Origin of the sequence: Enterobacter sp. V89_11 (assembly GCF_029967775.1) — a bacterium.
GTDB classification, from domain to species: Bacteria; Pseudomonadota; Gammaproteobacteria; order Enterobacterales; family Enterobacteriaceae; genus Enterobacter; species Enterobacter ludwigii.
In genome coordinates this window covers 45,646-68,039 of the sequence record NZ_JASCAN010000005.1, presented here as the reverse complement: position 1 = coordinate 68,039, position 22,394 = coordinate 45,646, and the positions used below count along the sequence as shown (strand labels likewise).

Annotated in this window: 19 protein-coding genes; 8 read left to right on the top strand and 11 right to left on the bottom strand. The window is 56.9% G+C overall.

Going from position 1 to position 22,394, the window contains the following annotated elements:
- Positions 1 to 14: 14 nt before the first annotated feature.
- The 9 genes from panD to thpR all read right to left on the bottom strand — a co-directional run bounded on the left by panD (position 15) and on the right by thpR (position 6,976).
- A complete protein-coding gene (panD, locus tag QLG09_RS05160) occupies positions 15 to 395 on the bottom strand; it encodes an aspartate 1-decarboxylase (RefSeq protein WP_014168672.1) in 381 nt (126 codons plus the stop codon).
- 57 nt (positions 396 to 452) lie between these two features.
- Entirely contained in the window at positions 453 to 1,304 is an 852-nt protein-coding gene (panC, locus tag QLG09_RS05155; RefSeq protein WP_282488761.1) for a pantoate--beta-alanine ligase, read from the bottom strand.
- 11 nt (positions 1,305 to 1,315) lie between these two features.
- Positions 1,316 to 2,107 carry a 3-methyl-2-oxobutanoate hydroxymethyltransferase gene (gene panB / locus QLG09_RS05150; RefSeq protein ID WP_014168674.1) on the bottom strand — a complete coding sequence of 264 codons (792 nt, stop codon included), beginning with the start codon at positions 2,105 to 2,107 and terminating at the stop codon, positions 1,316 to 1,318.
- 122 nt (positions 2,108 to 2,229) lie between these two features.
- Entirely contained in the window at positions 2,230 to 2,709 is a 480-nt protein-coding gene (gene folK / locus QLG09_RS05145; protein ID WP_032679634.1) for a 2-amino-4-hydroxy-6-hydroxymethyldihydropteridine diphosphokinase, read from the bottom strand.
- A complete protein-coding gene (gene pcnB / locus QLG09_RS05140; protein WP_074164831.1) occupies positions 2,706 to 4,103 on the bottom strand; it encodes a polynucleotide adenylyltransferase PcnB in 1,398 nt (465 codons plus the stop codon). Before pcnB ends, folK begins: the two co-directional genes overlap by 4 nt.
- A 42-nt stretch (positions 4,104 to 4,145) precedes the next feature.
- The gene (gene gluQRS / locus QLG09_RS05135; protein WP_049023080.1) at positions 4,146 to 5,036 is read right to left on the bottom strand and encodes a tRNA glutamyl-Q(34) synthetase GluQRS; all 891 of its coding nucleotides are present in this window, start codon (positions 5,034 to 5,036) and stop codon (positions 4,146 to 4,148) included.
- 59 nt (positions 5,037 to 5,095) lie between these two features.
- On the bottom strand, positions 5,096 to 5,551 hold the full coding sequence (gene dksA / locus QLG09_RS05130; protein WP_001155232.1) for an RNA polymerase-binding protein DksA: 456 nt from the start codon (positions 5,549 to 5,551) through the stop codon (positions 5,096 to 5,098).
- 176 nt (positions 5,552 to 5,727) lie between these two features.
- Entirely contained in the window at positions 5,728 to 6,432 is a 705-nt protein-coding gene (gene sfsA, locus QLG09_RS05125; protein WP_014168679.1) for a DNA/RNA nuclease SfsA, read from the bottom strand.
- Positions 6,422 to 6,976 (bottom strand): RNA 2',3'-cyclic phosphodiesterase, encoded by a 555-nt coding sequence (gene thpR / locus QLG09_RS05120; RefSeq protein ID WP_014168680.1) that lies wholly within the window; start codon positions 6,974 to 6,976, stop codon positions 6,422 to 6,424. Before thpR ends, sfsA begins: the two co-directional genes overlap by 11 nt.
- Positions 6,977 to 7,049: 73 nt before the next feature.
- Between thpR and hrpB the strand changes: the two genes are divergently transcribed.
- The 6 genes from hrpB (at position 7,050) to fhuB (ending at position 18,347) form a co-directional block, all read left to right on the top strand.
- A complete protein-coding gene (hrpB, locus tag QLG09_RS05115; protein WP_049023082.1) occupies positions 7,050 to 9,479 on the top strand; it encodes an ATP-dependent helicase HrpB in 2,430 nt (809 codons plus the stop codon).
- Between the two features lie 176 nt (positions 9,480 to 9,655).
- Positions 9,656 to 12,181, top strand: coding sequence for a bifunctional glycosyl transferase/transpeptidase (mrcB, locus tag QLG09_RS05110; RefSeq protein WP_025205202.1), 2,526 nt, complete (start codon positions 9,656 to 9,658; stop codon positions 12,179 to 12,181).
- A 229-nt stretch (positions 12,182 to 12,410) separates the two neighbouring features.
- Positions 12,411 to 14,630 (top strand): ferrichrome porin FhuA, encoded by a 2,220-nt coding sequence (fhuA, locus tag QLG09_RS05105; protein ID WP_049023083.1) that lies wholly within the window; start codon positions 12,411 to 12,413, stop codon positions 14,628 to 14,630.
- Positions 14,631 to 14,680: 50 nt separating this feature from the next.
- Positions 14,681 to 15,478 (top strand): Fe3+-hydroxamate ABC transporter ATP-binding protein FhuC, encoded by a 798-nt coding sequence (gene fhuC / locus QLG09_RS05100; RefSeq protein ID WP_020882606.1) that lies wholly within the window; start codon positions 14,681 to 14,683, stop codon positions 15,476 to 15,478.
- Complete coding sequence (gene fhuD / locus QLG09_RS05095; protein WP_014168686.1) at positions 15,478 to 16,368, top strand: Fe(3+)-hydroxamate ABC transporter substrate-binding protein FhuD; 891 nt, start codon at positions 15,478 to 15,480, stop codon at positions 16,366 to 16,368. The genes fhuC and fhuD overlap by 1 nt, the downstream gene beginning before the upstream one ends.
- Positions 16,365 to 18,347, top strand: a complete 1,983-nt coding sequence (fhuB, locus tag QLG09_RS05090) for a Fe(3+)-hydroxamate ABC transporter permease FhuB (protein ID WP_282488760.1) — start codon at positions 16,365 to 16,367, stop codon at positions 18,345 to 18,347. Before fhuD ends, fhuB begins: the two co-directional genes overlap by 4 nt.
- A gap of 56 nt (positions 18,348 to 18,403) precedes the next feature.
- On the opposite strand, the gene hemL is transcribed toward fhuB, so the two are convergent.
- Positions 18,404 to 19,684 carry a glutamate-1-semialdehyde 2,1-aminomutase gene (hemL, locus tag QLG09_RS05085; protein ID WP_113656568.1) on the bottom strand — a complete coding sequence of 427 codons (1,281 nt, stop codon included), beginning with the start codon at positions 19,682 to 19,684 and terminating at the stop codon, positions 18,404 to 18,406.
- Positions 19,685 to 19,861: 177 nt separating this feature from the next.
- On the opposite strand from hemL, the gene clcA reads away from it, so the two are divergent.
- The gene (clcA, locus tag QLG09_RS05080; RefSeq protein WP_025205197.1) at positions 19,862 to 21,262 is read left to right on the top strand and encodes a H(+)/Cl(-) exchange transporter ClcA; all 1,401 of its coding nucleotides are present in this window, start codon (positions 19,862 to 19,864) and stop codon (positions 21,260 to 21,262) included.
- Between the two features lie 85 nt (positions 21,263 to 21,347).
- On the top strand, positions 21,348 to 21,692 hold the full coding sequence (gene erpA, locus QLG09_RS05075; protein ID WP_013095643.1) for an iron-sulfur cluster insertion protein ErpA: 345 nt from the start codon (positions 21,348 to 21,350) through the stop codon (positions 21,690 to 21,692).
- Between the two features lie 56 nt (positions 21,693 to 21,748).
- Here the strand turns inward: erpA and QLG09_RS05070 are convergent, their stop codons facing one another.
- A complete protein-coding gene (locus tag QLG09_RS05070; RefSeq protein WP_014168690.1) occupies positions 21,749 to 22,372 on the bottom strand; it encodes a TRIC cation channel family protein in 624 nt (207 codons plus the stop codon).
- Positions 22,373 to 22,394 lie beyond the last annotated feature (22 nt).

Sequence of the window (22,394 nt, the reverse complement as noted above, 5' to 3'; positions counted from 1 at the left end):
CAGCCTTCAGGATATCAGGCAACCTGGACCGGAATGGCTTTCGCAGTGCGTTTCATTTCGTTGTCGCCTTCGAAGTACGCCACTTTTGGCTGCCAGCGACGGGCTTCTTCGTCAGACATCATCACGAAGCTGGCGATGATAACGATATCACCGACGTCAGCACAGTGTGCGGCAGCGCCATTCACGGAGATAATTCTGGAGCCGCGTTCCGCCGCGATCGCATAGGTAGAGAAGCGCTTACCGTTATTCACGTTCCAGATATCAATGGCTTCGTTTTCAAGGATGCCCGCTGCATCAAGAAAATCCTGATCAATGGCGCAGGAGCCTTCATAGTGCAGGTCGGCCTGAGTGACTTTCACACGGTGAAGCTTACCTTGCAGCATTTTGCGAATCATTACGTTTACCTTTAATCATCATGCGTTAACCCCCCGCGAACGAGGGGAGGTAGAGAGTTATGCCAGCTCAACCACTTTATTGTCGATAAGGCGTGCCTGACCGAGCCATGCAGCCATCAGAAGCACCGCGCGCTTGCTGGTATCGGTCAGCTCAAGCAGCGTATCGGCATCACGGATTTGGATATCGTCAGCGCGGAAGCCTTTGTCGTTCAGCGCCTGTTCGGCGAGGGCAACGATCTCTTCTGCGCTCAGCTCTTTAGCCATAAGCTGTTCCGCCATGGTATTCATGACCTTGCTCAATCCCGGCGCGATTTTACGCTCATCCGCGGTAAGGTACCCGTTACGGGAACTGAGTGCCAGACCGTCTTTGGCACGCACAATCGGCACGCCCACGATCTCAATATCATAACCCATGTCGGCGACCATCTTACGGATCAACGCCAGCTGCTGGAAGTCCTTCTCACCGAAGCAGGCAACGTCGGGCTGCACCAGGTTAAACAGCTTGCTGACGATGGTTGAAACGCCGCGGAAATGGCCCGGACGGCTGGCGCCTTCCAGCATGGTTGAAATGCCCGGCACGTCCACGTAGGTCGCGTCCTCGGTCCCCTGCGGGTAGACGTCTGCAGGTGCCGGAGAGAAGACAATGTCGGCGTGGCGTTTTTTGAGTTTTTCGCAATCTTCCTGCAGGGTGCGCGGATAGCGCGCCAGGTCGTCGGCACGGTCAAACTGCATGGGGTTCACGAAGATACTGACCACCACGATATCTGCACGCGCTCTGGCTTCATCGACAAGCTTCATATGGCCGTCATGCAGGTTACCCATCGTGGGAACCAGTGCGATACGTTTACCTTCCTGACGTGCACGACGGATATGCTGGCGAAGCAGCGGCAGGGTTTCAATGATTAGCACAACAAGACTCCTTAATGGAAACTGTGTTCTTCACCCGGGTAAACACCGGATTCAACGTCGGCAATATACTGCCGCACAGCAGCACGCATGTCGCCTGCTTCTGCCAGGAAATTTTTGGCGAATTTAGGGATATGACCGCCGGTAATACCAAAAGCGTCGTGCATCACTAAAATCTGACCGTCGGTAACGTTGCCTGCGCCAATACCAATCACCGGAATCGACAGCGCCTCGGTGATGCGTTTTGCCAGTTCAACCGGCACACACTCCAGCACCAGCAGCTGTGCGCCAGCGGCTTCCAGCGCCAGGGCATCCTCAAACAGTGTCTGTGCTGCATCACCGCGGCCCTGCACCTTATAGCCGCCAAAAATATTGACGGATTGCGGCGTCAGACCCAGGTGGCCGCAGACCGGCACGGCACGTTCGGTGAGCATTTTCACGGTCTCTGCAAGCCAGGCTCCGCCTTCGATTTTGACCATATTGGCCCCGGCACGCATGACGGTTGCCGCATTCTCGAACGCTTGCTCTGGCGTCGCGTAGGCCATAAAAGGCAGATCGGAAAGCAGCAGACAGGCAGGTGCTCCGCGGCGCACGGCACGGGTATGGTAGGCAATATCTTCGACCGTCACCGGCAGGGTGGAATCATGGCCTTGTACCGTCATCCCTAACGAATCTCCGACCAGCATGACAGTGATACCCTCTTCGGCAAAAAGCTTAGCGAAGCTGTAGTCATACGCAGTAATGGTGGCGAAGCGTCTCTTTTCCTGTTTGCATTTCTGCAGTAAGGAGATGGTGGTTGGTTTCATACTGTTTCCTGATAGCCCAAAAGCGAATCTTTGCGCATTCTAACAGTAACATTTGAGGGAACAATGATTTTAGGCAACCGATTAACCACAATTCCGTGAGGGTTAACCGGTAAAAATGCGGATCACCAGCGGGCTGGTTTTTCTGCGTCGAGGCTATCCAGCACTGCCTTCAGCGAGAGGCCGTCAGGGAAGGTGAGGTCAGGGGCAACGTCGAACAGCGGCCAGAGCATAAAGCCGCGATTTTTCATGTCGTAGTGCGGAACGGTGAGACGGGGGGTGTTAATCACCTCATGGCCAAACAGCATAATGTCCAGATCGAGGGTGCGCGGCCCCCAGCGTTCGGCTTTGCGTACGCGGCCCTGCTGCAGTTCGATTCGCTGAGTATTATCCAGCAGCGTGTCGGCATCCAGCGCAGTGTCCAGCACCACCGCGGCATTCAGGTAATCAGGCTGATCCTGTGGCCCCAGCGGCGGTGTCCGGTAGAAAGAAGAGACCGCCACAATACGGCTTTGTGGGATTTCACCCAGCGCCTGAACGGCAGCATTAACCTGCTCCAGCGGAGAGGCCAGATTGCTGCCGATGGCAATGTACGCCAGGGTCATGCCGTACCTTCACGGCGCGGCGCACGTTTGCGCGGACGACGGTGGCGACGACGCGGCGTCGGTTCGTCATCGAGGTCGACGAGCATATCTTTCTGCTCTGGCGGTGCTGAAACCTGGAATTCGCCCCACCACTGCGCCAGACGCTGCAGTTCCTGGTTCCGTTCAATTTCAGCACGCAGCGACAGTAAATCGAACGCAGCGCGGAATTTAGGATGCTCCATCAGCTTCCAGGCGCGTTTACCCTGACGACGAGACATGCGCAGCTGAAGCTGCCAGATATCACGCACCAGCGTCGTAATACGTTTTGGAATGGCGAGCGTGCGGCAGGCTTCATCCAGCACGTCATTTGCGGCCAGCGCAAACGCATCGTAGTAGGCCAGACCGCTTTCCTGCGCAATTCTCTGCGCTGCTTCCAGCAGCGGATACCAGAACATCGCGGCAAACAGGAACGCCGGGTTCACACGCATATCGTTGTGAATGCGGGTATCGGTATTCTTCAGCACCTGCGCAATCATGCGTTCCATTGGGCTGTCACCGTTTTCGGTAAAGCAGCGCGTAATGGTCGGGAACAGGGGCTGGAAAAGGCTGTATTCGCGTAGCAGCTTGTAGGTTTCGTAGCCGTAACCGGCCTGCAGCAGCTTCAGCGCCTCTTCAAACAGACGGGCTGGCGGCACGTCGTTAATCAGCGTCGCCAGACGCGGTATCGGCTCTGCGGTTTCCGGGCTGATGCGCATTGACAGTTTGGCGGCGAAACGTACGGCGCGCAGCATACGCACCGGGTCTTCACGATAACGCGTTTCCGGCGTGCCGATCAGGCGAATCAGACCGTCTTTCAGGTCCTGCATGCCGCCGACGTAATCACGGACGGTGAAATCTGCCACGCTGTAGTAAAGGCTGTTGATCGTGAAATCGCGACGCTGGGCATCTTCTTCGATAGAGCCGAAGATATTGTCCCGCAGCAGCATGCCGTTCTGGCCGCGCTGGGAGGTGGTGCGATCGGATTCGCCCGCTTCGTGGTGACCGCGGAAGGTCGCCACTTCAATAATTTCCGGCCCAAACATGACGTGAGCAAGACGAAAACGACGGCCAACAAGGCGGCAGTTACGGAATAATTTGCGCACCTGCTCTGGCGTGGCGCTGGTCGTCACGTCGAAATCTTTTGGTTTTTTGCCCAGCAGTAAATCACGCACCCCACCGCCAACGAGATAGGCCTCGTAGCCTGCTTTATTCAGACGATAGAGCACCTTGAGGGCATTTTCACTGATATCTTTGCGGGAAATATTGTGCTGCTCACGTGGAATAACCGACATGCGGTTTTGCACAATAGCGTCGTTCGCCATGCTCTCTTCGCGGCTTAGCACTTTACGGCAAAAATTAGCGACTCGGGTAAAAATAGTACACCTCGTAGTGTGTTTTGTTATGAAAAAAGCGGCTAATCATAGCTCAGCGCAACGCATTTGAGAATGCTGGATTTTTGGCACGGTCGTCAGCGTCCAGTTGGCGATCGCCATTTTCAGCAGTTCGTCAATTCGCAAATCCTGCCATTCGTTGGTTACATTCTGGTTGAGAAATCGCAGCGCGTCGATCAAAACAGGGCGCGGATCGCCGTCTGGCAGGGCGGGCGCATGATTTTGTTTTGACAGTTTAAAGCCCTGTTCATTGACCGCCAGCGGCAGATGAATGTAATCCGGCGCGTTCCAGCCAAACTGGTGATAGAGCGATATTTGTCGCACGGTAGGTTCCACCAGGTCAGCCCCGCGCACAATTTCCGTCACGCCCTGGAAATGGTCATCAACCACAACCGCCAGGTTATAGGCGAACAAGCCGTCACGGCGGTGGATAATAAAATCTTCGCGTGCAAGACGTTCATCCGCATGGATTTCGCCGGAGAGTAAATCAGTAAAGTGCGTCACCGGGGCATGCTGCTTTATACGCACGGCGGCCAGTTCTGGGCCGTTATTGCGCGTGCGGCAGTGGCCGTCATAGACGCCACCCACGCTCTGAATACGCGCGCGGGTGCAGGTGCAGTAGTAGGAGAGCCCTTGTGCGTGGAGCCACGCCAGGCGTTCCCGGTAGGCATCATGTCGCCTTGACTGCCAGAGGATGTCACCGTCCCAGTGAAGACCGTAATGTTCCAGCTGACGCAGAATGGTATCTGCTGCACCGGGAACTTCACGCGGAGGATCAATATCTTCAATGCGGACCAGCCATTTACCGTGACGGGCGCGAGCCTGCAGGTAGCTGCCGAGGGCGGCAATTAATGAGCCGAAGTGTAATTCACCAGAAGGGGATGGCGCGAAGCGCCCAATATAGTGTGATTCAGACATATCAACAGTAACAAGGCGGGAGAAACTCCCGCCTTTAGAGTGTGTAAACAGCGCTGGTATTAACCGGCCATCTGTTTTTCGCGGATTTCTGCCAGCGTTTTACAGTCGATGCACAGATCGGCGGTTGGACGCGCTTCCAGGCGACGAATTCCGATTTCAACACCGCAGGATTCGCAGTAGCCAAAATCTTCGTCTTCGACTTTTTTCAGCGTTTTTTCGATCTTTTTGATCAGTTTGCGTTCGCGGTCACGGTTACGCAGTTCGAGGCTGAACTCTTCTTCCTGAGCGGCACGGTCTACCGGGTCCGGGAAGTTAGCAGCTTCATCCTGCATATGAGTAACGGTGCGATCGACTTCATCCCTGAGTTGATTACGCCATGCTTCAAGAATACGCTTGAAGTGCGACAGCTGGGCTTCGTTCATATACTCTTCGCCCGGCTTCTCTTGATACGGCTCCACCCCAGCGATGGCGAGAATACTCAGGGACGATGTTTTACGGTTTTGCCCTTCTTGCATGTTGCTTCTCCTTAACACGCACTATCGATCCCCGTGTTGGGGGAAAAATCAGGTCGCTATAAATAGCAGATGCTTTTCCGTATGGCAATTATCTAAACGTAACACTTGACAAGCCTGTGAGGAAAAGCGTATTTGCGCACGCGGCCAGAACACTTAATAGTCAATCGTCTAATCCCTTATAAGACAATGGGAAGAGAGGATCTCAGAGTCATATTATCGGCAGAAAGTTCCGCTTTATAAGCCAAAACCTCCACCCCCTGCTTTTGTGCCTCATTCAACAATTGCGCGTATTTGAGATCAATATGGCGGGCTGGAGAAAATCGTTCAATGGCTGAATGTAAAACCGCAAACAGCAATACGGCGCGTTTGCCCGCCGCCGCAACACTCATCAGCTCCCGCAGATGCTTCTGCCCCCGTAGCGTGACCGCATCCGGGAAGTAGCCGTTTTCCTGTTCCGCTAACGTCACTGATTTTACTTCAATATAGCACTCGGGCCGGTCTTCCGCCTGTAACATGAAGTCAATTCTGCTGCTTTCATCGCCATATTTAACTTCACTTTTATGCGTGCCATATCCCACCAGTTCGGGCAGGGTGCCAAGGGTCAATGCTTCCTTAACTAATTGATTGGCGCGCAGGGTATTCACGCAAATAAATGCCCCGTTTTGCGTCTCGGTCATTTCCCAGGTATGGGCATATTTGCGTTTAGTATTTTCTGAAGTGGAATACCAGACCGTGTCACCCGGCGTCGCACAGCCGGTCATGGCACCGGTGTTCGGGCAGTGCAGCGTGAGCTGTTCACCTTCGGGGGTGATCACGTCAGCGAGAAAGCGTTTGTAGCGTTGAACCAGCGTGGCGTGCTGCAGGGCAGGACTAAACTTCATCAGAATTCCTTAGGGTATCGCCCAGCGACCAGCGCTGTAGCGGCGTGTAACGGGTGCGTCCTTGGGTAAAGACCGATTCGTAAAGCGCGAAGGTATTGACCTCAACGTCCCAGTGAAAGCCGGGTGGCGGAATGGCAACGGCCTGACCGGCATCGCGCAGCAGGGTGATATGCGGATGAAACGGCTGCGGACTCTGGTAACACCCGCTGCGAGCCGCCTGGGCGCGCAACATACTGGCAAGCTGTAAAAGTCCGCGGGGCGGCTGGCGCGTGCCCAGCCAGACCACGCGTGAGCGCAACCACTGGCCCGCGTCGTCGAGGTGCAGCGTAAACGCTGGCTGAGAAATGCGGCCAGCCATTGCTGCCAGCGCGCGCTGTTTTTCGGCGCTGACATCGCCCAGAAAGGCCAGCGTCAGGTGCAGGTTTGCCGCCGCGATCGGACGGCCTGCGTCCTGGGGAAAATGGCTGGCTCGCCAGCGAACGATTTTTCGCTGCAGCGTGGAGGGCAATTCTATGGCAAAAAACAGCCGTTTCGACTCAGACATACAGGGGACTCGGTAATGGTATGCGCCGATGCTACAATGTACGCCGACTAATGTTAACCCTCTGGAGTTGTTAGTGTCCTCATTGCCGGTCGCCGTCGTCCTTCCTGAGCTTCTTGCTGCCTTACACCATGCCCCGCAGGTTTTACTTAACGCCCCGACGGGCGCAGGTAAATCTACCTGGCTGCCGCTGCAGATCCTCAAAGAGGGCACTGTCCGCGGGAAAATTATCCTGCTGGAGCCGCGCAGGCTGGCCGCACGGAACGTGGCGCAGCGCCTGGCGGAACTGCTTGGTGAAAAGCCGGGCGAGACGGTGGGTTACCGTATGCGCGCCGAAACCTGCGTTGGCCCGTCCACGCGCCTTGAGGTGGTGACAGAAGGGATCCTGACCCGCATGCTGCAAAACGATCCGGAGTTAAACGGCGTCGGATTGGTGATTCTGGATGAATTCCACGAGCGTAGCCTGCAGGCAGATCTGGCACTGGCGCTGTTACTTGATGTTCAGCAAGGGCTACGCGACGACCTCCGGTTGCTTATCATGTCCGCTACGCTGGATAACGAGCGACTGCAGCAGACGTTGCCCGACGCGCCGGTTATCGCCTCCGAAGGCAGAGCATTTCCCGTTGAGCGTCGCTATCAACCGTTGCCTGCCCATCAGCGTTTTGACGACGCGGTAGCCATCGCAACCGCCGAATTGCTCCGCCAGGAATCGGGATCGCTATTGCTGTTTTTGCCAGGCGTAGGCGAGATCCAGCGCGTGCAGGAGCAACTGGCTTTACGGGTGGGAAGTGACGTGCTGCTTTGCCCGCTCTACGGCGCGCTGTCGCTGGCGGATCAACGTAAAGCAATCCTGCCCGCACCCGCGGGGCAGCGTAAAGTGGTGCTGGCAACCAATATTGCCGAAACCAGTTTAACCATAGAAGGCATTCGCCTGGTGGTGGACAGTGCGCAGGAGAGGGTGGCGAGCTTTGACGCGCGCACCGGGCTGACTAAACTGCTGACGCAGCGCATAAGCCAGGCGTCAATGGTTCAGCGAGCAGGCCGTGCGGGACGTCTTGAGCCCGGTATCTGCCTGCATTTGACCAGCGCGGAGCAGGCTGAGCGCGCTGCACAGCAAAGCACGCCGGAAATTTTACACAGCGATCTGGCGGGGCTGGTGATGGATCTTCTGCAGTGGGGATGCCCGGATCCGGCACAGCTGACCTGGCTTAATCCTCCACCCGCCGCGAACCTTGCTGCTGCCCGGATCTTACTGAACCGCCTGGGGGCGCTTGATGGTGAGCGATTGTCATCCCGCGGGCAAAAAATGGCCGCGTTGGGCAATGACCCTCGCCTGGCGGCGATGCTGGTGGCCGCGCAGGGGGAGGATGAAATTGCTACGGCGGCGAAACTGGCGGCTATTCTTGAGGAGCCACCGCGCGGTGGCAGCAGCGATCTGGCGCAGGCCTTTTCCCGCAATCAGGGGAACTGGCAGCAGCGGGCGCAGCAGCTTTGCCGGCGACTTAACGGCAAAGCCGGGTCGCCAGACAGCGCGGCTATCGCGCCTCTGTTAGCGCAGGCGTTTCCCGACAGGATCGCGCGTCGTCGCGGTCTGGACGGGCGATATCAACTGGCCAATGGCATGGGTGCGATGCTGGACAGCGATGACGCCATGACGCGTCACGAATGGCTGATTGCGCCGTTACTGTTACAGGGTAGCCACTCCCCGGACGCGCGTATTTTACAGGCTATCGCGGTGGATATAGATGCCCTGACGCGTGCCTGTCCGCAGTTGGTCCAGCAATCCGATACCGTGGAATGGGATGAGGCTCAGGGCACGCTGAAGGCGTTTCGTCGCAGCCAGACAGGTAAACTGATCCTCGGCACCACGCCGCTGGCAAAACCGTCGGAAGAGGTGCTGCATCTGGCCATGCTGAACGGCATCCGGGACAAAGGGTTAGGGGTGCTGAACTGGACGCCAGAGGCGGAACAGTACCGTATTCGTCTTCACTGTGCCGCGCGCTGGCTACCGGAGTATGACTGGCCCGCGGTCGATGATGAGACATTGCTGGGCTCGCTTGAACGCTGGCTGCTGCCGCAAATGCACGGTGTACACTCGCTGCGTGCGCTAAAAGCGCTTGATGTTAAGGTCGCGTTACAGAATTTACTGGACTGGTCATTACGTCAACGTCTGGATAGTGAACTGCCAGGGCATTACACTGTGCCGACCGGAAGCCGGATTGCCATTCGTTATCACGAGGATAATCCTCCGGCGCTGGCGGTACGTATGCAGGAAATGTTTGGAGAGGCCACCACGCCTTCTGTGGCGCAAGGGCGCGTCTCTCTGGTGCTGGAGCTGTTGTCGCCAGCCCATCGCCCGTTACAGATTACCCGCGACCTGGGGGCATTCTGGGCGGGGAGCTACCGTGACGTGCAAAAAGAGATGAAGGGGCGGTATCCCAAACATGTCTGGCCGGACGATCCGGCAAATACGGCACCGACACGACGGACGAAGAAGTATTCGTGACGGGTGTGGCTGGGAACGTGCGGCTTGATGCCCTCACCCGCAGGGTGCGGGAGAAAATACTAAAGACGTTCCTGTCTGGAAGGTCTTGCTGTTTACTTTGAGAGATTTCTTCTTTCACAGGCCAGTGGAAGAAAAGAGAATCGGGCCCTTGCGCCTGAAAGTTGCGGAGAAAAAGCATGGCGGGGAATGACCGCGAGCCAATAGGACGTAAGGGAAAACCAACGCGTCCGGCGAAAGAAAAGGTAAGCCGTCGTCGCCTCAGAGATGAGGACTATGACGATGACTATGAAGACGATTATGAGGATGAAGAACCGATGCCGCGTAAAGGGAAAGGCAAAGGGCGTAAGCCTCGGGGCAAGCGCGGCTGGTTCTGGCTGCTGCTGAAGCTGTTCATTGTATTTGTTGTGCTGATGGCGATTTACGGCGTCTATCTGGATCAGAAGATCCGTAGCCGTATCGACGGAAAAGTCTGGCAACTGCCTGCGGCGGTGTATGGCCGTATGGTGAACCTTGAGCCAGATATGTCCATCAGCAAGAACGAGATGGTGAAACTGCTGGAAGCCACCCAGTATCGTCAGGTGTCGAAAATGACGCGTCCTGGCGAATTTACCGTGCAGGCGAAAAGCATTGAGATGATCCGCCGTCCGTTTGATTTCCCGGACAGCAAAGAGGGCCAGGTGCGTGCGCGTTTGACCTTTGACGGCGATCGTCTGGACACCATCGAGAACATGGATAACAACCGTCAGTTCGGTTTCTTCCGTCTCGATCCGCGTCTGATCACCATGCTCTCGTCGGCAAACGGAGAACAACGTCTGTTCGTTGCCCGTAACGGCTTCCCGGACCTGCTGGTTGATACCCTGCTGGCAACCGAAGACCGTCACTTCTATGAGCATGATGGCATCAGCCTTTACTCGATTGGCCGTGCGGTGCTGGCTAACCTGACCGCCGGACGGACGGTGCAGGGGGCGAGTACGCTGACCCAGCAGCTGGTGAAGAACCTGTTCCTCTCCAGTGAACGCTCTTACTGGCGTAAAGCCAACGAAGCGTACATGGCCGTACTGATGGATGCGCGTTACAGCAAGGATCGTATCCTTGAGCTGTACATGAACGAGGTGTACCTCGGTCAGAGCGGGGATAACGAAATCCGCGGCTTCCCGCTGGCAAGTCTGTACTACTTTGGTCGTCCGGTGGAAGAGCTGAGCCTTGACCAGCAGGCGCTGCTGGTGGGCATGGTGAAAGGGGCGTCCATTTATAACCCGTGGCGTAACCCGAAACTGGCGCTGGAACGTCGTAACCTGGTGCTGCGTCTGCTGCAACAGCAGCAGGTGATTGACCAGGAGCTGTACGACATGCTGAGCGCACGTCCACTCGGCGTTCAGCCGCGCGGTGGCGTGATCTCGCCTCAGCCTGCGTTTATGCAACTGGTGCGTCAGGAGCTGCAAAGCAAGCTCGGTGATAAGGTGAAAGATCTCTCCGGCGTGAAGATCTTTACCACCTTCGATTCCGTGGCGCAGGAAGCCGCTGAAAAAGCTGCGGTGGAAGGCATCCCGGCGCTGAAGAAACAGCGTAAGCTGAGCGATCTTGAAACCGCGATGGTGGTGGTTGACCGTAACACCGGCGAAGTTCGCGCCATGGTGGGCGGTGCTGAGCCGCAGTTCGCAGGCTACAACCGTGCAATGCAGGCGCGACGTTCGATTGGTTCACTGGCAAAACCGGCAACCTATCTTACCGCCCTGAGTCAGCCTAACCAGTATCGCCTGAATACCTGGATTGCCGATGCGCCGATTTCCCTGCGCCAGCCTAACGGCCAGGTATGGTCTCCGCAGAACGACGATAAACAGTTCAGCGGCCAGGTCATGCTGGTGGATGCGTTGACCCGCTCGATGAACGTGCCAACGGTGAACCTGGGTATGGCGCTCGGTCTGCCGGCGATTGTCGACACCTGGCAGAAACTGGGTGTGCCGAAAGATCAGCTCCATCCTGTTCCGGCGATGATCCTGGGGGCGCTTAACCTGACGCCGATCGAAGTGGCTCAGGCGTTCCAGACCATTGCCAGCGGGGGTAACCGTGCACCGCTCTCTGCTCTGCGTTCAGTGATTGCTGAGGACGGCTCCGTGTTGTATCAGAGCTTCCCGCAAGCGGAACGTGCCGTGCCAGCGCAGGCGGCCTATATGACGTTGTGGACGATGCAGCAGGTTGTGCAGCGGGGGACCGGACGTCAACTGGGTGCGAAGTATCCGGGCCTGCATCTGGCAGGTAAAACCGGGACCACCAACAACAACGTGGATACCTGGTTCGCCGGTATCGATGGCCGTGAAGTGGTGATCACCTGGGTAGGCCGCGATAACAACCAGCCAACCAAACTGTACGGTGCGAGCGGGGCGATGTCGATTTACCAGCGCTATCTGGCGAATCAGTCTCCGGTACCGCTGAATCTGGTGGCGCCGGAAGATATTGTCGATATGGGCGTGGACGGTTCCGGTAACTTTGTCTGTGGCGGCGGTATGCGTACCTTGCCTGTCTGGACCACCAACCCGGATTCGCTGTGCCAGCAAAGCCAGCCAGAGCAACCGACGGGTAACCCGTTCGAGCAGTCTTCTCAGCCTCAGCAGCAGCCGCAACAACAGCCGCAGCAGCAGAATGAGAAAAAAGACAGCGACGGTGTCGCGGGCTGGATTAAAGATATGTTCGGCGGTAACTAACGCTTCACATCCCCCCGAAAGGGGGGATTTTTTTACCTGTACTTTCCATTTCCTTAACCCTCGTTTTCATTCTGATTAACCCTTCGTTTTCTCTTGTTTATTTCTTAAACCCTTAATTCTCGTAGGGCCGCTTACTGCTTGCTATGCAGCCAGCGTTTCGCATATTATTCTGCGGTCATAATAATAATTCTCGTTTACGTTATCATTCACTTTTCCATCAGAGATAAACATGGCGCTTTCCAATACTGCTCAGCCAATTCACACGTCGCTGCGAAAAATCGCGGTCGTCGTAGCCACAGCGGTTGCCGGCATGTCTACGTATGCACATGCGGCTGAAACCCAGAAAAAAGAAGAAACCATCACCGTCACTGCCGCGCCTGCCGCCCAGGAAAGTCCGTGGGGGCCTGCGCCAACGATCGCAGCAAAACGCACGGCAACGGCGACCAAAACCGATACCGCGATTGAAAAGACCCCGCAGTCTATTTCCGTGGTAACGCGTGATGAAATGGAACGCCGCCAGCCAGCGACCGTAAAAGAGGCGCTGGGCTATACGCCGAGCGTGTTTGCGACCCGCGGCAGTTCCACCACCTATGATGTGGTCTCAATTCGTGGTTTTACCGCGCCTTCGACGGTAAACACCAACCAGTATCTCGATGGCATGAAGCTGATGGGGAATAACTACTCCGAAGCTTCCATGGATCCGTACTTCCTTGAGCGCGTAGAAGTGATGCGCGGACCTACGTCTGTGCTCTACGGCAACAGCAATCCAGGCGGTATCGTCAGTATGGTGAGCAAACGCCCACTGACCGAGCCGCTGAAAGAAGTCCAGTTTAAAATGGGGACCAATAACCTGTGGCAAACGGGCTTCGATTTCAGTGATGCAATCGATGAAGATGGCGTGTGGTCGTACCGCCTGACCGGTCTTGGCAGTAGTCAGAATGCACAGCAGGAGATGTCAAAATCAACCCGCTATGCGATTGCGCCCTCCTTTAGCTGGCGTCCGGATGACAAAACCGATTTCACCTTCCTGAGCAATTTCCAGAACGATCCGGAAGCGGGCTACTACGGCTGGTTGCCACGGGAAGGGACCGTGGTGCCATACCGTGACGCAAACGGCAATGAGCATAAGATCCCAACCGATTTCAACGAAGGTGAAGCGGATAATAAGATGGCTCGTCGCCAGCAGTTGATTGGTTACAGCTTCTCGCATCAGTTTGATGACACGTTCACCGTGCGTCAGAATCTGCGTTACGCAAAAGTGCATACGCTCTACCGCTCTGTTTACGGCAATGGCTACGCTGAGCCTGGCAAGATTAACCGCGCTTACGTGCGTTCAGATGAAGATCTGAATATGTTCACCGTGGATACTCAGCTGCAGTCGACATTCGCGACGGGCGCCGTAGACCACACGCTGCTGACGGGCGTTGATTACTCGCGTATGCGTAATGATATCAATGCGCTGTACGGTTCCGCCGACCCTATTGATATCCAGAACCCGGATTACGGCAACGCGAACATCAACACCAACCTGCCATGGTCTAACTATTCCGTCATTAACCGTAATGAACAGACCGGGCTCTATGCTCAGGATCAGGCGGAGTGGGATAAGTGGGTGCTGACGCTGGGCGGACGCTACGACTACGTGATGGCCTCAACGCTGACGCGCGGTACGGCCGATTCGCTGGCTGAAAACCACGACCAGGCTTTCACCTGGCGCGGGGGGATTAACTATCTCTTTGATAACGGTATTTCACCTTACTTCAGCTACAGCGAGTCGTTTGAGCCGGTATCGGGCGCCGATCGTAACGGCACACCGTTCGACCCTTCCCGCGGTAAGCAGTATGAAACGGGTGTGAAATACGCGCCGAAAGACCTGCCGGTTGTGGTCACCGCGTCGCTGTTCCAGCTGACGAAGGATAAAAACCTGACGGCGGATCCGAACGATCCAACGAATACTCACAGTATCCAGACCGGTGAGATCCGTTCTCGTGGTTTCGAACTGGAAGCGAAAGCAGCGGTTAACGCCAATATTAACGTGACCGCGGCGTACAGCTTTATTGATGCTGAGTACACCCATGACAGCACCTTTGAAGGTAAACGTCCGGCGGAAGTGCCGCGTAATCAGGCGTCATTATGGGCAGATTACACCTTCACCGACACGGCCTTAAGCGGCCTGACGATTGGTGCCGGTACCCGTTACATCGGTAACACGGTGAGCTACTACTCAAGCGGCGACAAAAAAGATCAGCCGTTTAACGTCGCGAGCTACACCCTTGCCGATGCGATGGTGAAATACGATCTGGCCCGTCTGGGTCTGCCGGGGTCATCTGTGGCGGTGAACGTGAATAACCTGTTCGATCGGGAATATGTCTCCAGCTGCTACAAGGATTATGCATGCTACTGGGGTGCTGAACGTCAGGTTGTCGCCACCGCGACCTTCCGCTTCTAATCTCTCTTCGGGCACGGTTCGCCGTGCCCTTTTTATTTAAGTTGGCCGATATGCAGGATAATCAAACGCAATCCGACACCACCTTCACGCTCAATAATCTCTCCTTTCGCGTGCCCGGACGCACCCTGCTGCATCCGCTCTCTTTGACCTTCCCTGCAGGTAAAGTGACAGGCCTGATTGGTCACAACGGCTCTGGTAAATCAACGCTGCTCAAAATGCTTGGCCGCCATCAGCCGCCGTCAGAAGGCGATATCCTGCTGGACGGTCAGCCGCTGGAGAGCTGGAGCAGTAAAGCCTTTGCCCGCAAAGTGGCGTATCTGCCGCAGCAGTTGCCGCAGGCGGAGGGGATGACCGTGCGTGAACTGGTGGCGATTGGGCGTTATCCGTGGCACGGCGCGCTTGGCCGTTTCGGCGTGGCCGACAGAGAGAAAGTGGAAGAGGCGATTGCGCTGGTGGGGCTAAAACCGCTGGCCCACCGTCTGGTAGACAGCCTGTCAGGAGGGGAACGTCAGCGCGCGTGGATAGCAATGCTGGTGGCCCAGGACAGCCGCTGCCTGCTGCTCGACGAACCGACCTCTGCGCTGGACATTGCCCATCAGGTCGACGTGCTTGCGCTGGTGCATCGTTTAAGCCAGCAGCGCGGTCTGACGGTTATCGCGGTCCTGCATGATATCAACATGGCCGCGCGTTACTGCGATTACCTCGTTGCCCTGCGCGGCGGTGAAATGATCGCCCAGGGGACGCCGTCTGAACTGATGCGCAGTGAAACGCTGGAACACATTTACGGTATTCCAATGGGGATTTTGCCTCACCCTGCCGGGGCAGCACCGGTGAGCTTTGTGTACTGATGCTGGATTCTATGTTGATGAGTCGCCGTCGTCTGCTGACGGCAATGGCGCTTTCACCGCTGCTGTTAAAAATGAATACCGCGCGTGCGGCTGCGGTCGATCCACACCGCATTGTGGCGCTGGAATGGTTGCCGGTAGAGCTGATGATGGCGCTGGGCGTTACGCCCTATGGCGTGGCGGATATTCCCAACTACAGGCTGTGGGTGAATGAGCCGAGGCTACCGGACTCGGTAATCGACATCGGCCTGCGCACCGAGCCAAACCTCGAACTGCTCACCCAGATGAAGCCGTCATTCCTGTTCTGGTCTGCAGGTTACGGCCCGTCAGAAGAGACAATGGCACGGATTGCGCCCGGCCGTGGTTTCTCCTTCAGCGACGGTAAAAATCCGCTGGCGATGGCGAAAAACTCCCTCCACGAGATGGCACTGTTCCTTAACCGTGAGGTTGAGGCCAAAAAACATCTCGACGATTTTGATGCCCTGATTAACGCCCTGAAGCCGCGTTTTGCTCACCGGGGCGATCGCCCGCTGCTGATGGTGACGCTGCTGGATGCCCGCCATATGCTGGTCTTTGGGAAAAACTGCCTGTTCCAGGACGTGCTCGACAGTTTTGGTATTCGTAATGCCTGGGAAGGGGAGATGACCTTCTGGGGCAGCACCGCCGTGGGGATTGACCGTCTTGCGGCATTTCGCGATGTGGATGTGTTGTGCTTTGACCACGGCAACGAGCGGGAGATGCAAACCCTGATGGCGACGCCGCTCTGGCAGGCAATGCCGTTTGTGCGTGAAAAACGGTTCCTGCGCGCACCTGCGGTATGGTTCTACGGCGCGACGCTTTCTGCCATGCACTTTGCCCGCGTGCTGGACAACGCGCTGGGAGGCCAGGCATGAGTACGCGTATTGCCCGTTTCCCGGCACTGTTACTTTGCCTCATTTTCCTGTGCGCGCTGGCATTGACCTGGTTCAATCTGTCGACGGCCTTACCGCGCGACCAGTGGCATGGGGCGCTGGTGACGCCAGATATCGATAATATTCAGCAAATGCTGTTCCACTACAGTCTGTTGCCGCGGCTTGCGATTTCGCTGCTGGTCGGTGCGGGATTAGGGCTGGTGGGCGTTTTATTCCAGCAGGTACTGCGTAACCCACTGGCCGAGCCGACGACGCTTGGCGTGGCGACCGGGGCACAGCTTGGGATCACGATTACCACACTCTGGGCGTTGCCTGGGGCATTGACCTCGCAGTTTGCTGCCCTCGCCGGTGCGTGTGTGGTGGGCGCGCTGGTATTCGGCGTCGCCTGGGGCAAACGTCTCTCCCCCGTTACGCTTATTCTTGCGGGGCTGGTGGTGAGCCTGTACTGCGGCGCGATTAATCAGCTGCTGGTGCTGTTCCATCACGATCAGCTGCAAAGCATGTTCCTCTGGAGCACCGGTACGCTCACCCAGACCGACTGGAGCGTCGTGCAGCGTCTGTGGCCGCAGCTCGCCGGTGGCGTCGTGTTGACGCTGCTGCTCTTGCGCCCGCTGACGTTGATGGGTCTTGACGATGGCGTGGCGCGTAATCTGGGGCTGGCGCTGTCGCTGGCCCGTCTGGGGGCGCTGACGCTGGCGATTGTGCTCAGTGCCCTGCTGGTTAATGCGGTAGGCATCATCGGGTTTATCGGGCTATTTGCGCCGCTGCTGGCAAAAATGCTCGGTGCGCGCCGCCTGCTGGCGCGCCTGATGTTAGCCCCGCTGATTGGCGCGTTGATCCTCTGGCTTTCCGATCAAATCATTCTCTGGCTGGCACGCGTCTGGATGGAAGTGTCTACCGGTTCGATGACGGCGCTTATCGGTGCACCGCTGCTGCTGTGGCTGCTGCCGCGTCTGCGCAGTATCAGCGCGCCAGCGATGGATGCTGGCGATAAGGTCTATGCTGAGCGCCAGTCAGTGCTGGGGTTCAGCCTTGCCGGGCTGGCAGTGCTGATTGTTATCTCATTTGCCGCGCTCGCTTTCGGACGCGATGCGGTGGGCTGGCACTGGGCGTCTGGGGATCTGCTCAACGAACTCATGCAGTGGCGCTGGCCGCGCATTCTCTCGGCGTTAATCGCCGGGATCATGCTGGCGGTGGCGGGCTGTATTATCCAGCGTCTGACCGGTAATCCGATGGCCAGCCCGGAGGTTCTGGGTATCAGTTCTGGTGCCGCCTTTGGCGTGGTCCTGATGCTGTTCCTGGTGCCGGGAAATGCCTTCGGCTGGTTGATGCCTGCCGGGAGCGTTGGCGCGGCGGTGACGCTGCTGATCATCCTCATTGCCTCCGGGCGTGGCGGGTTTTCCCCTCACCGAATGCTGCTTGCCGGGATGGCGCTCAGTACGGCATTTACCATGCTGCTGATGATGCTGCAGGCGAGTGGCGATCCGCGTATGGCCAAGATCCTGACCTGGATCTCCGGTTCAACGTACAGCGCCACCGCCAGCCAGGTCGTGCATTCCGGGATTGCAATGATCGTATTGCTGGCGATGGTGCCGCTGTGCCGTCGCTGGATGACCATTCTGCCGCTGGGCGGCGAGACCGCGCGTGCGGTGGGGATGGCCCTGGCGCCGTCCCGTATCGGGTTACTGCTGCTGGCCGCATGCCTCACGGCAACGGCCACCATGACCATCGGCCCGCTGAGCTTTGTCGGCTTAATGGCGCCACACATTGCCAGAATGATGGGCTTTCGTCGCACGATGCCGCACATTGTGATGTCGGCGCTGACGGGGGGCGTAATACTGGTGGTTGCTGACTGGCTGGGGCGGATGGTGTTGTTCCCGTACCAGATACCTGCCGGGTTGCTGTCGACGTTTATCGGTGCGCCGTACTTTATCTATTTGTTGAGAAAGCAAAGCAGGTAGAAGGGCGGTGGGGTATTGCCCTCTCCGGGTGGAGAGGGCAGCAGATCGTTTCTGTCTTACAACTTCGCAAAGACCTTGCGCGCAGCATCGATAGTCTTATTGATATCGTCTTCGCTGTGCGCGACGGACATAAAGCCTGCTTCAAACGCGGATGGTGCCAGGTAGACGCCTTCTTCCAGCATCAGATGGAAGAAGCGCTTGAAGCGTTCAACGTCACACTTCACCACATCCTGATAGCAGGTCACGGTTTTCGCATCGGTGAAGAAAATCCCGAACATCCCACCAACGTGGTTTACCACCAGAGGAATACCGGTTTCTTGCGCGGCCTCCAGCAGGCCGTTGGCCAGTTGAGTTGTCAGATCGGTCAGGGTTTCGTGAATACCCGGCTGCGCGACTTCGGTCAGACAGGCGAAACCTGCGGCCATTGCAATCGGGTTGCCGGAAAGGGTACCCGCCTGGTAGACCGGGCCAGTCGGCGCCAGCGCTTCCATCACCTCTTTACGTCCCCCGAATGCACCGACAGGCATGCCGCCGCCGATGATTTTGCCAAGGCACGTCAGGTCCGGCTCTACGCCGTAGTAAGACTGTGCCCCCGCCAGCGCGACGCGGAAGCCGGTCATCACTTCGTCGATGATCAGCAGAGCGCCAAACTCATCGCACAGGGCGCGCAGACCCGGCAGGAACTCCGGCTGCGGTGGAATGCAGTTCATGTTGCCTGCGACAGGTTCAACGATGATACAGGCAATCTCCTGCGGATACTGCTCGAAGGCTGCCCGAACGGTGTTCAGATCGTTATAGGTGCAGGTCAGGGTATGCTTCGCAAAGTCAGCCGGTACGCCCGGTGAGTTCGGCTGACCGAGGGTTAGCGCGCCGGAGCCGGCTTTTACCAGCAGGCAGTCCGCATGACCGTGGTAGCAGCCTTCAAATTTGATGATCTTGTCACGGCCGGTAAAACCACGTGCCAGGCGGATCGCGCTCATGGTGGCCTCGGTACCGGAGTTCACCATACGCACCATGTCCATAGTCGGGACCAGTTCGGTGACCAGTTCCGCCATTTTCACTTCCATCTCGGTTGGCGCGCCGAAGCTCAGGCCGCGCTGGGCGGCTTCGATCACCGCATTGCGGATAGCAGGATGGTTGTGACCCAGCACCATCGGACCCCAGGAGCCGACATAATCGATATAGGCTTTGCCATCGACATCATACAGATACGCGCCGTCAGCACGTTCGATAAACAGCGGCGTACCGCCTACGCCGGTAAAGGCGCGAACAGGCGAATTCACGCCACCTGGGATAAGCTCGCGGGCTGCACTGTAGAGGTTTTCAGACTTGCTCATGGCGTCGTTCCTGGTTCGTATAAAATGATTAAGCACACTATTCTAAGTGATCCTCGGAAGGTAATGAAATTTTTGCCCCCTTTCATGCCCAAACAATTGTTAAGTATTTTTCACGGGATGATATTACGCACTCTGGTAAAATCCCTGCGGTTATTTGTATGACGAAAAGAAACGGTAATGAAAGCAGACACTCATTCTTATACTGAACAGCAGTTCAGACGTGCGCAGCACCGTATTAGCATTCGGCGCTTGCTTAATCGTGATAAAACGCCGCTGGCTATCCTGCTGGCTGCAGCCGTGGTCGGCGCCGTTGCCGGGTTGGTGGGTATCGCCTTCGAAAAAGCGGTTAACGCGATAATGAACTGGCGAATTGGAACCGTGGCGGGTTTTGCCTATAGCGGTGGATGGGTATGGGTGTGGGCCTTTGGCTTATCTGCGCTGTTTGCCATGGTGGGCTATTTCCTGGTTCGTAAATTTGCGCCGGAAGCGGGCGGTTCCGGGATCCCTGAAATAGAAGGCGCACTGGAAGAGCTGAGGCCGGTTCGCTGGTGGCGCGTCATCCCGGTAAAATTTATCGGTGGCATGGGAACGCTCGGGGCAGGCATGGTGCTCGGGCGCGAAGGGCCAACGGTGCAGCTGGGCGGAAACGTTGGGCGTATGGTCGGCGATCTGTTTCGCATGCGCAGCGCGGAGGCGCGACATACGCTGCTGGCAACGGGGGCGGCGGCCGGCCTTTCGGCGGCGTTCAACGCACCGCTGGCGGGGATCCTGTTCATTATTGAAGAGATGCGGGCACAGTTTCGCTACAACCTGATCTCGATAAAAGCGGTATTCACCGGCGTCATTATGTCGAGCATTGTCTTTCGCATTTTTAATGGCGAAGGGGCGGTGATTGAGGTGGGGAAACTGACCAATGCGCCAGTGAATACGCTGTGGCTGTACCTGATCCTCGGCATGATTTTTGGCGTGGTTGGCCCGCTGTTTAACACGCTTATCTTACGCGCTCAGGATATGTTCCAGCGCATTCACGGTGGGAATACCACCCGCTGGGTATTGATCGGCGGACTGCTGGGCGGCGCCTGCGGCGTGCTCGGCTTCATTGAGCCCAATGCCGCAGGCGGTGGCTTCGGGCTGATACCGATTGCCGCAGCGGGTAATTTCAGCATTGGTCTGTTGCTGTTCATGTTTATTTCGCGGGTGATTACCACCGTATTGTGCTTCTCCTCCGGTGCGCCTGGCGGTATTTTTGCCCCGATGCTGGCGCTGGGTACGCTTCTGGGAACCGCGTTTGGCATGGTCGCTGCTGCCGGATTCCCGGCCTATCATCTGGACGCCGGGACCTTTGCTATTGCCGGAATGGGCGCGCTGCTGGCGGCGTCCCTGCGCGCGCCGTTGACCGGCATCGTGCTGGTTCTGGAGATGACGGATAATTACCAGCTCATTTTGCCAATGATCATTACCTGTCTCGGCGCGACACTATTAGCCCAATTCCTGGGTGGAAAACCGCTATACTCCACCATTCTTGCTCGTACCCTGGCAAAACAAGAGGCCGAGCGGGCCCCGACGCAGAATACTTGAATGAATTACCAGGGTATTAGATAATGACATAAAGAATTGGGTGAATTTTACCCAATAGCAGTAGCAGTATTCATGGGAGCATAAGATGAGTGATGACGTAGCGTTGCCGCTGGAATTTACCGAAGCAGCAGCCAACAAAGTGAAAACCCTGATTGCCGACGAGGACAATCCGGATCTGAAACTGCGTGTCTATATTACCGGTGGCGGCTGCAGCGGCTTCCAGTATGGTTTTACCTTTGACGATCAGGTCAACGACGGCGATATGACTATCGAGAAGCAGGGCGTTGCGCTGGTGGTTGACCCGATGAGCCTGCAGTACCTGGTGGGTGGTTCGGTGGATTACACTGAAGGCCTGGAAGGTTCGCGCTTCGTTGTGACTAACCCGAACGCGACAAGTACCTGTGGATGTGGCTCTTCGTTCAGCATCTGACAGGGATGCAGTCGTAAGCCCGGTAAGCGTAGCGCCACCGGGCTTATAAACAACGCTTATCGTGCATTATCATCCAGCGCAAACGTCGGCAGCTTCAGATGCCAGCGTATCGCCGCTAACCGTATCCCCAGCGTGACCACCATACCCAGCATGGCTGCATTTTCTAGCGGCATCGCAAAGGTGTAATACGCCGTCGCGTGAACAATCCCACCAATAATACACGCCGTGGCATAGATTTCGGTACGCAGGATCATAGGAACTTCACGCGCCAGAATGTCGCGAATAATCCCGCCGCCGACCCCGGTTAACACGCCCATGCAGATGGCCACCATCGGGCCCGTTCCCGCATTGAAGGCTTTATTGACCCCGATGCCCACAAAGACGGCCAGACCGACGGCATCCAGCACCGGGAGTATCCATTTCGGTAACCGGCGGGGCTGGCGAACCAACACGATGGTCAACAGACAAGTGACCATCGCCACCACCAGATCGGTTGGATCTTTTACCCAAAATACCGGGCCATTCGCCAGGGCCATATCACGGATTGTCCCGCCACCCACGGCGGTGACCACGCCCAGCACCAGTACGCCAAACGGATCCATGCGCAGTTTTCCGGCGAGTAAAACGCCGGAGATAGCAAAAACGGCTGTGCCAAGAATATCCAGCCAATAAACGAGCATCGTTAAATCCTCGAGCGGGGTA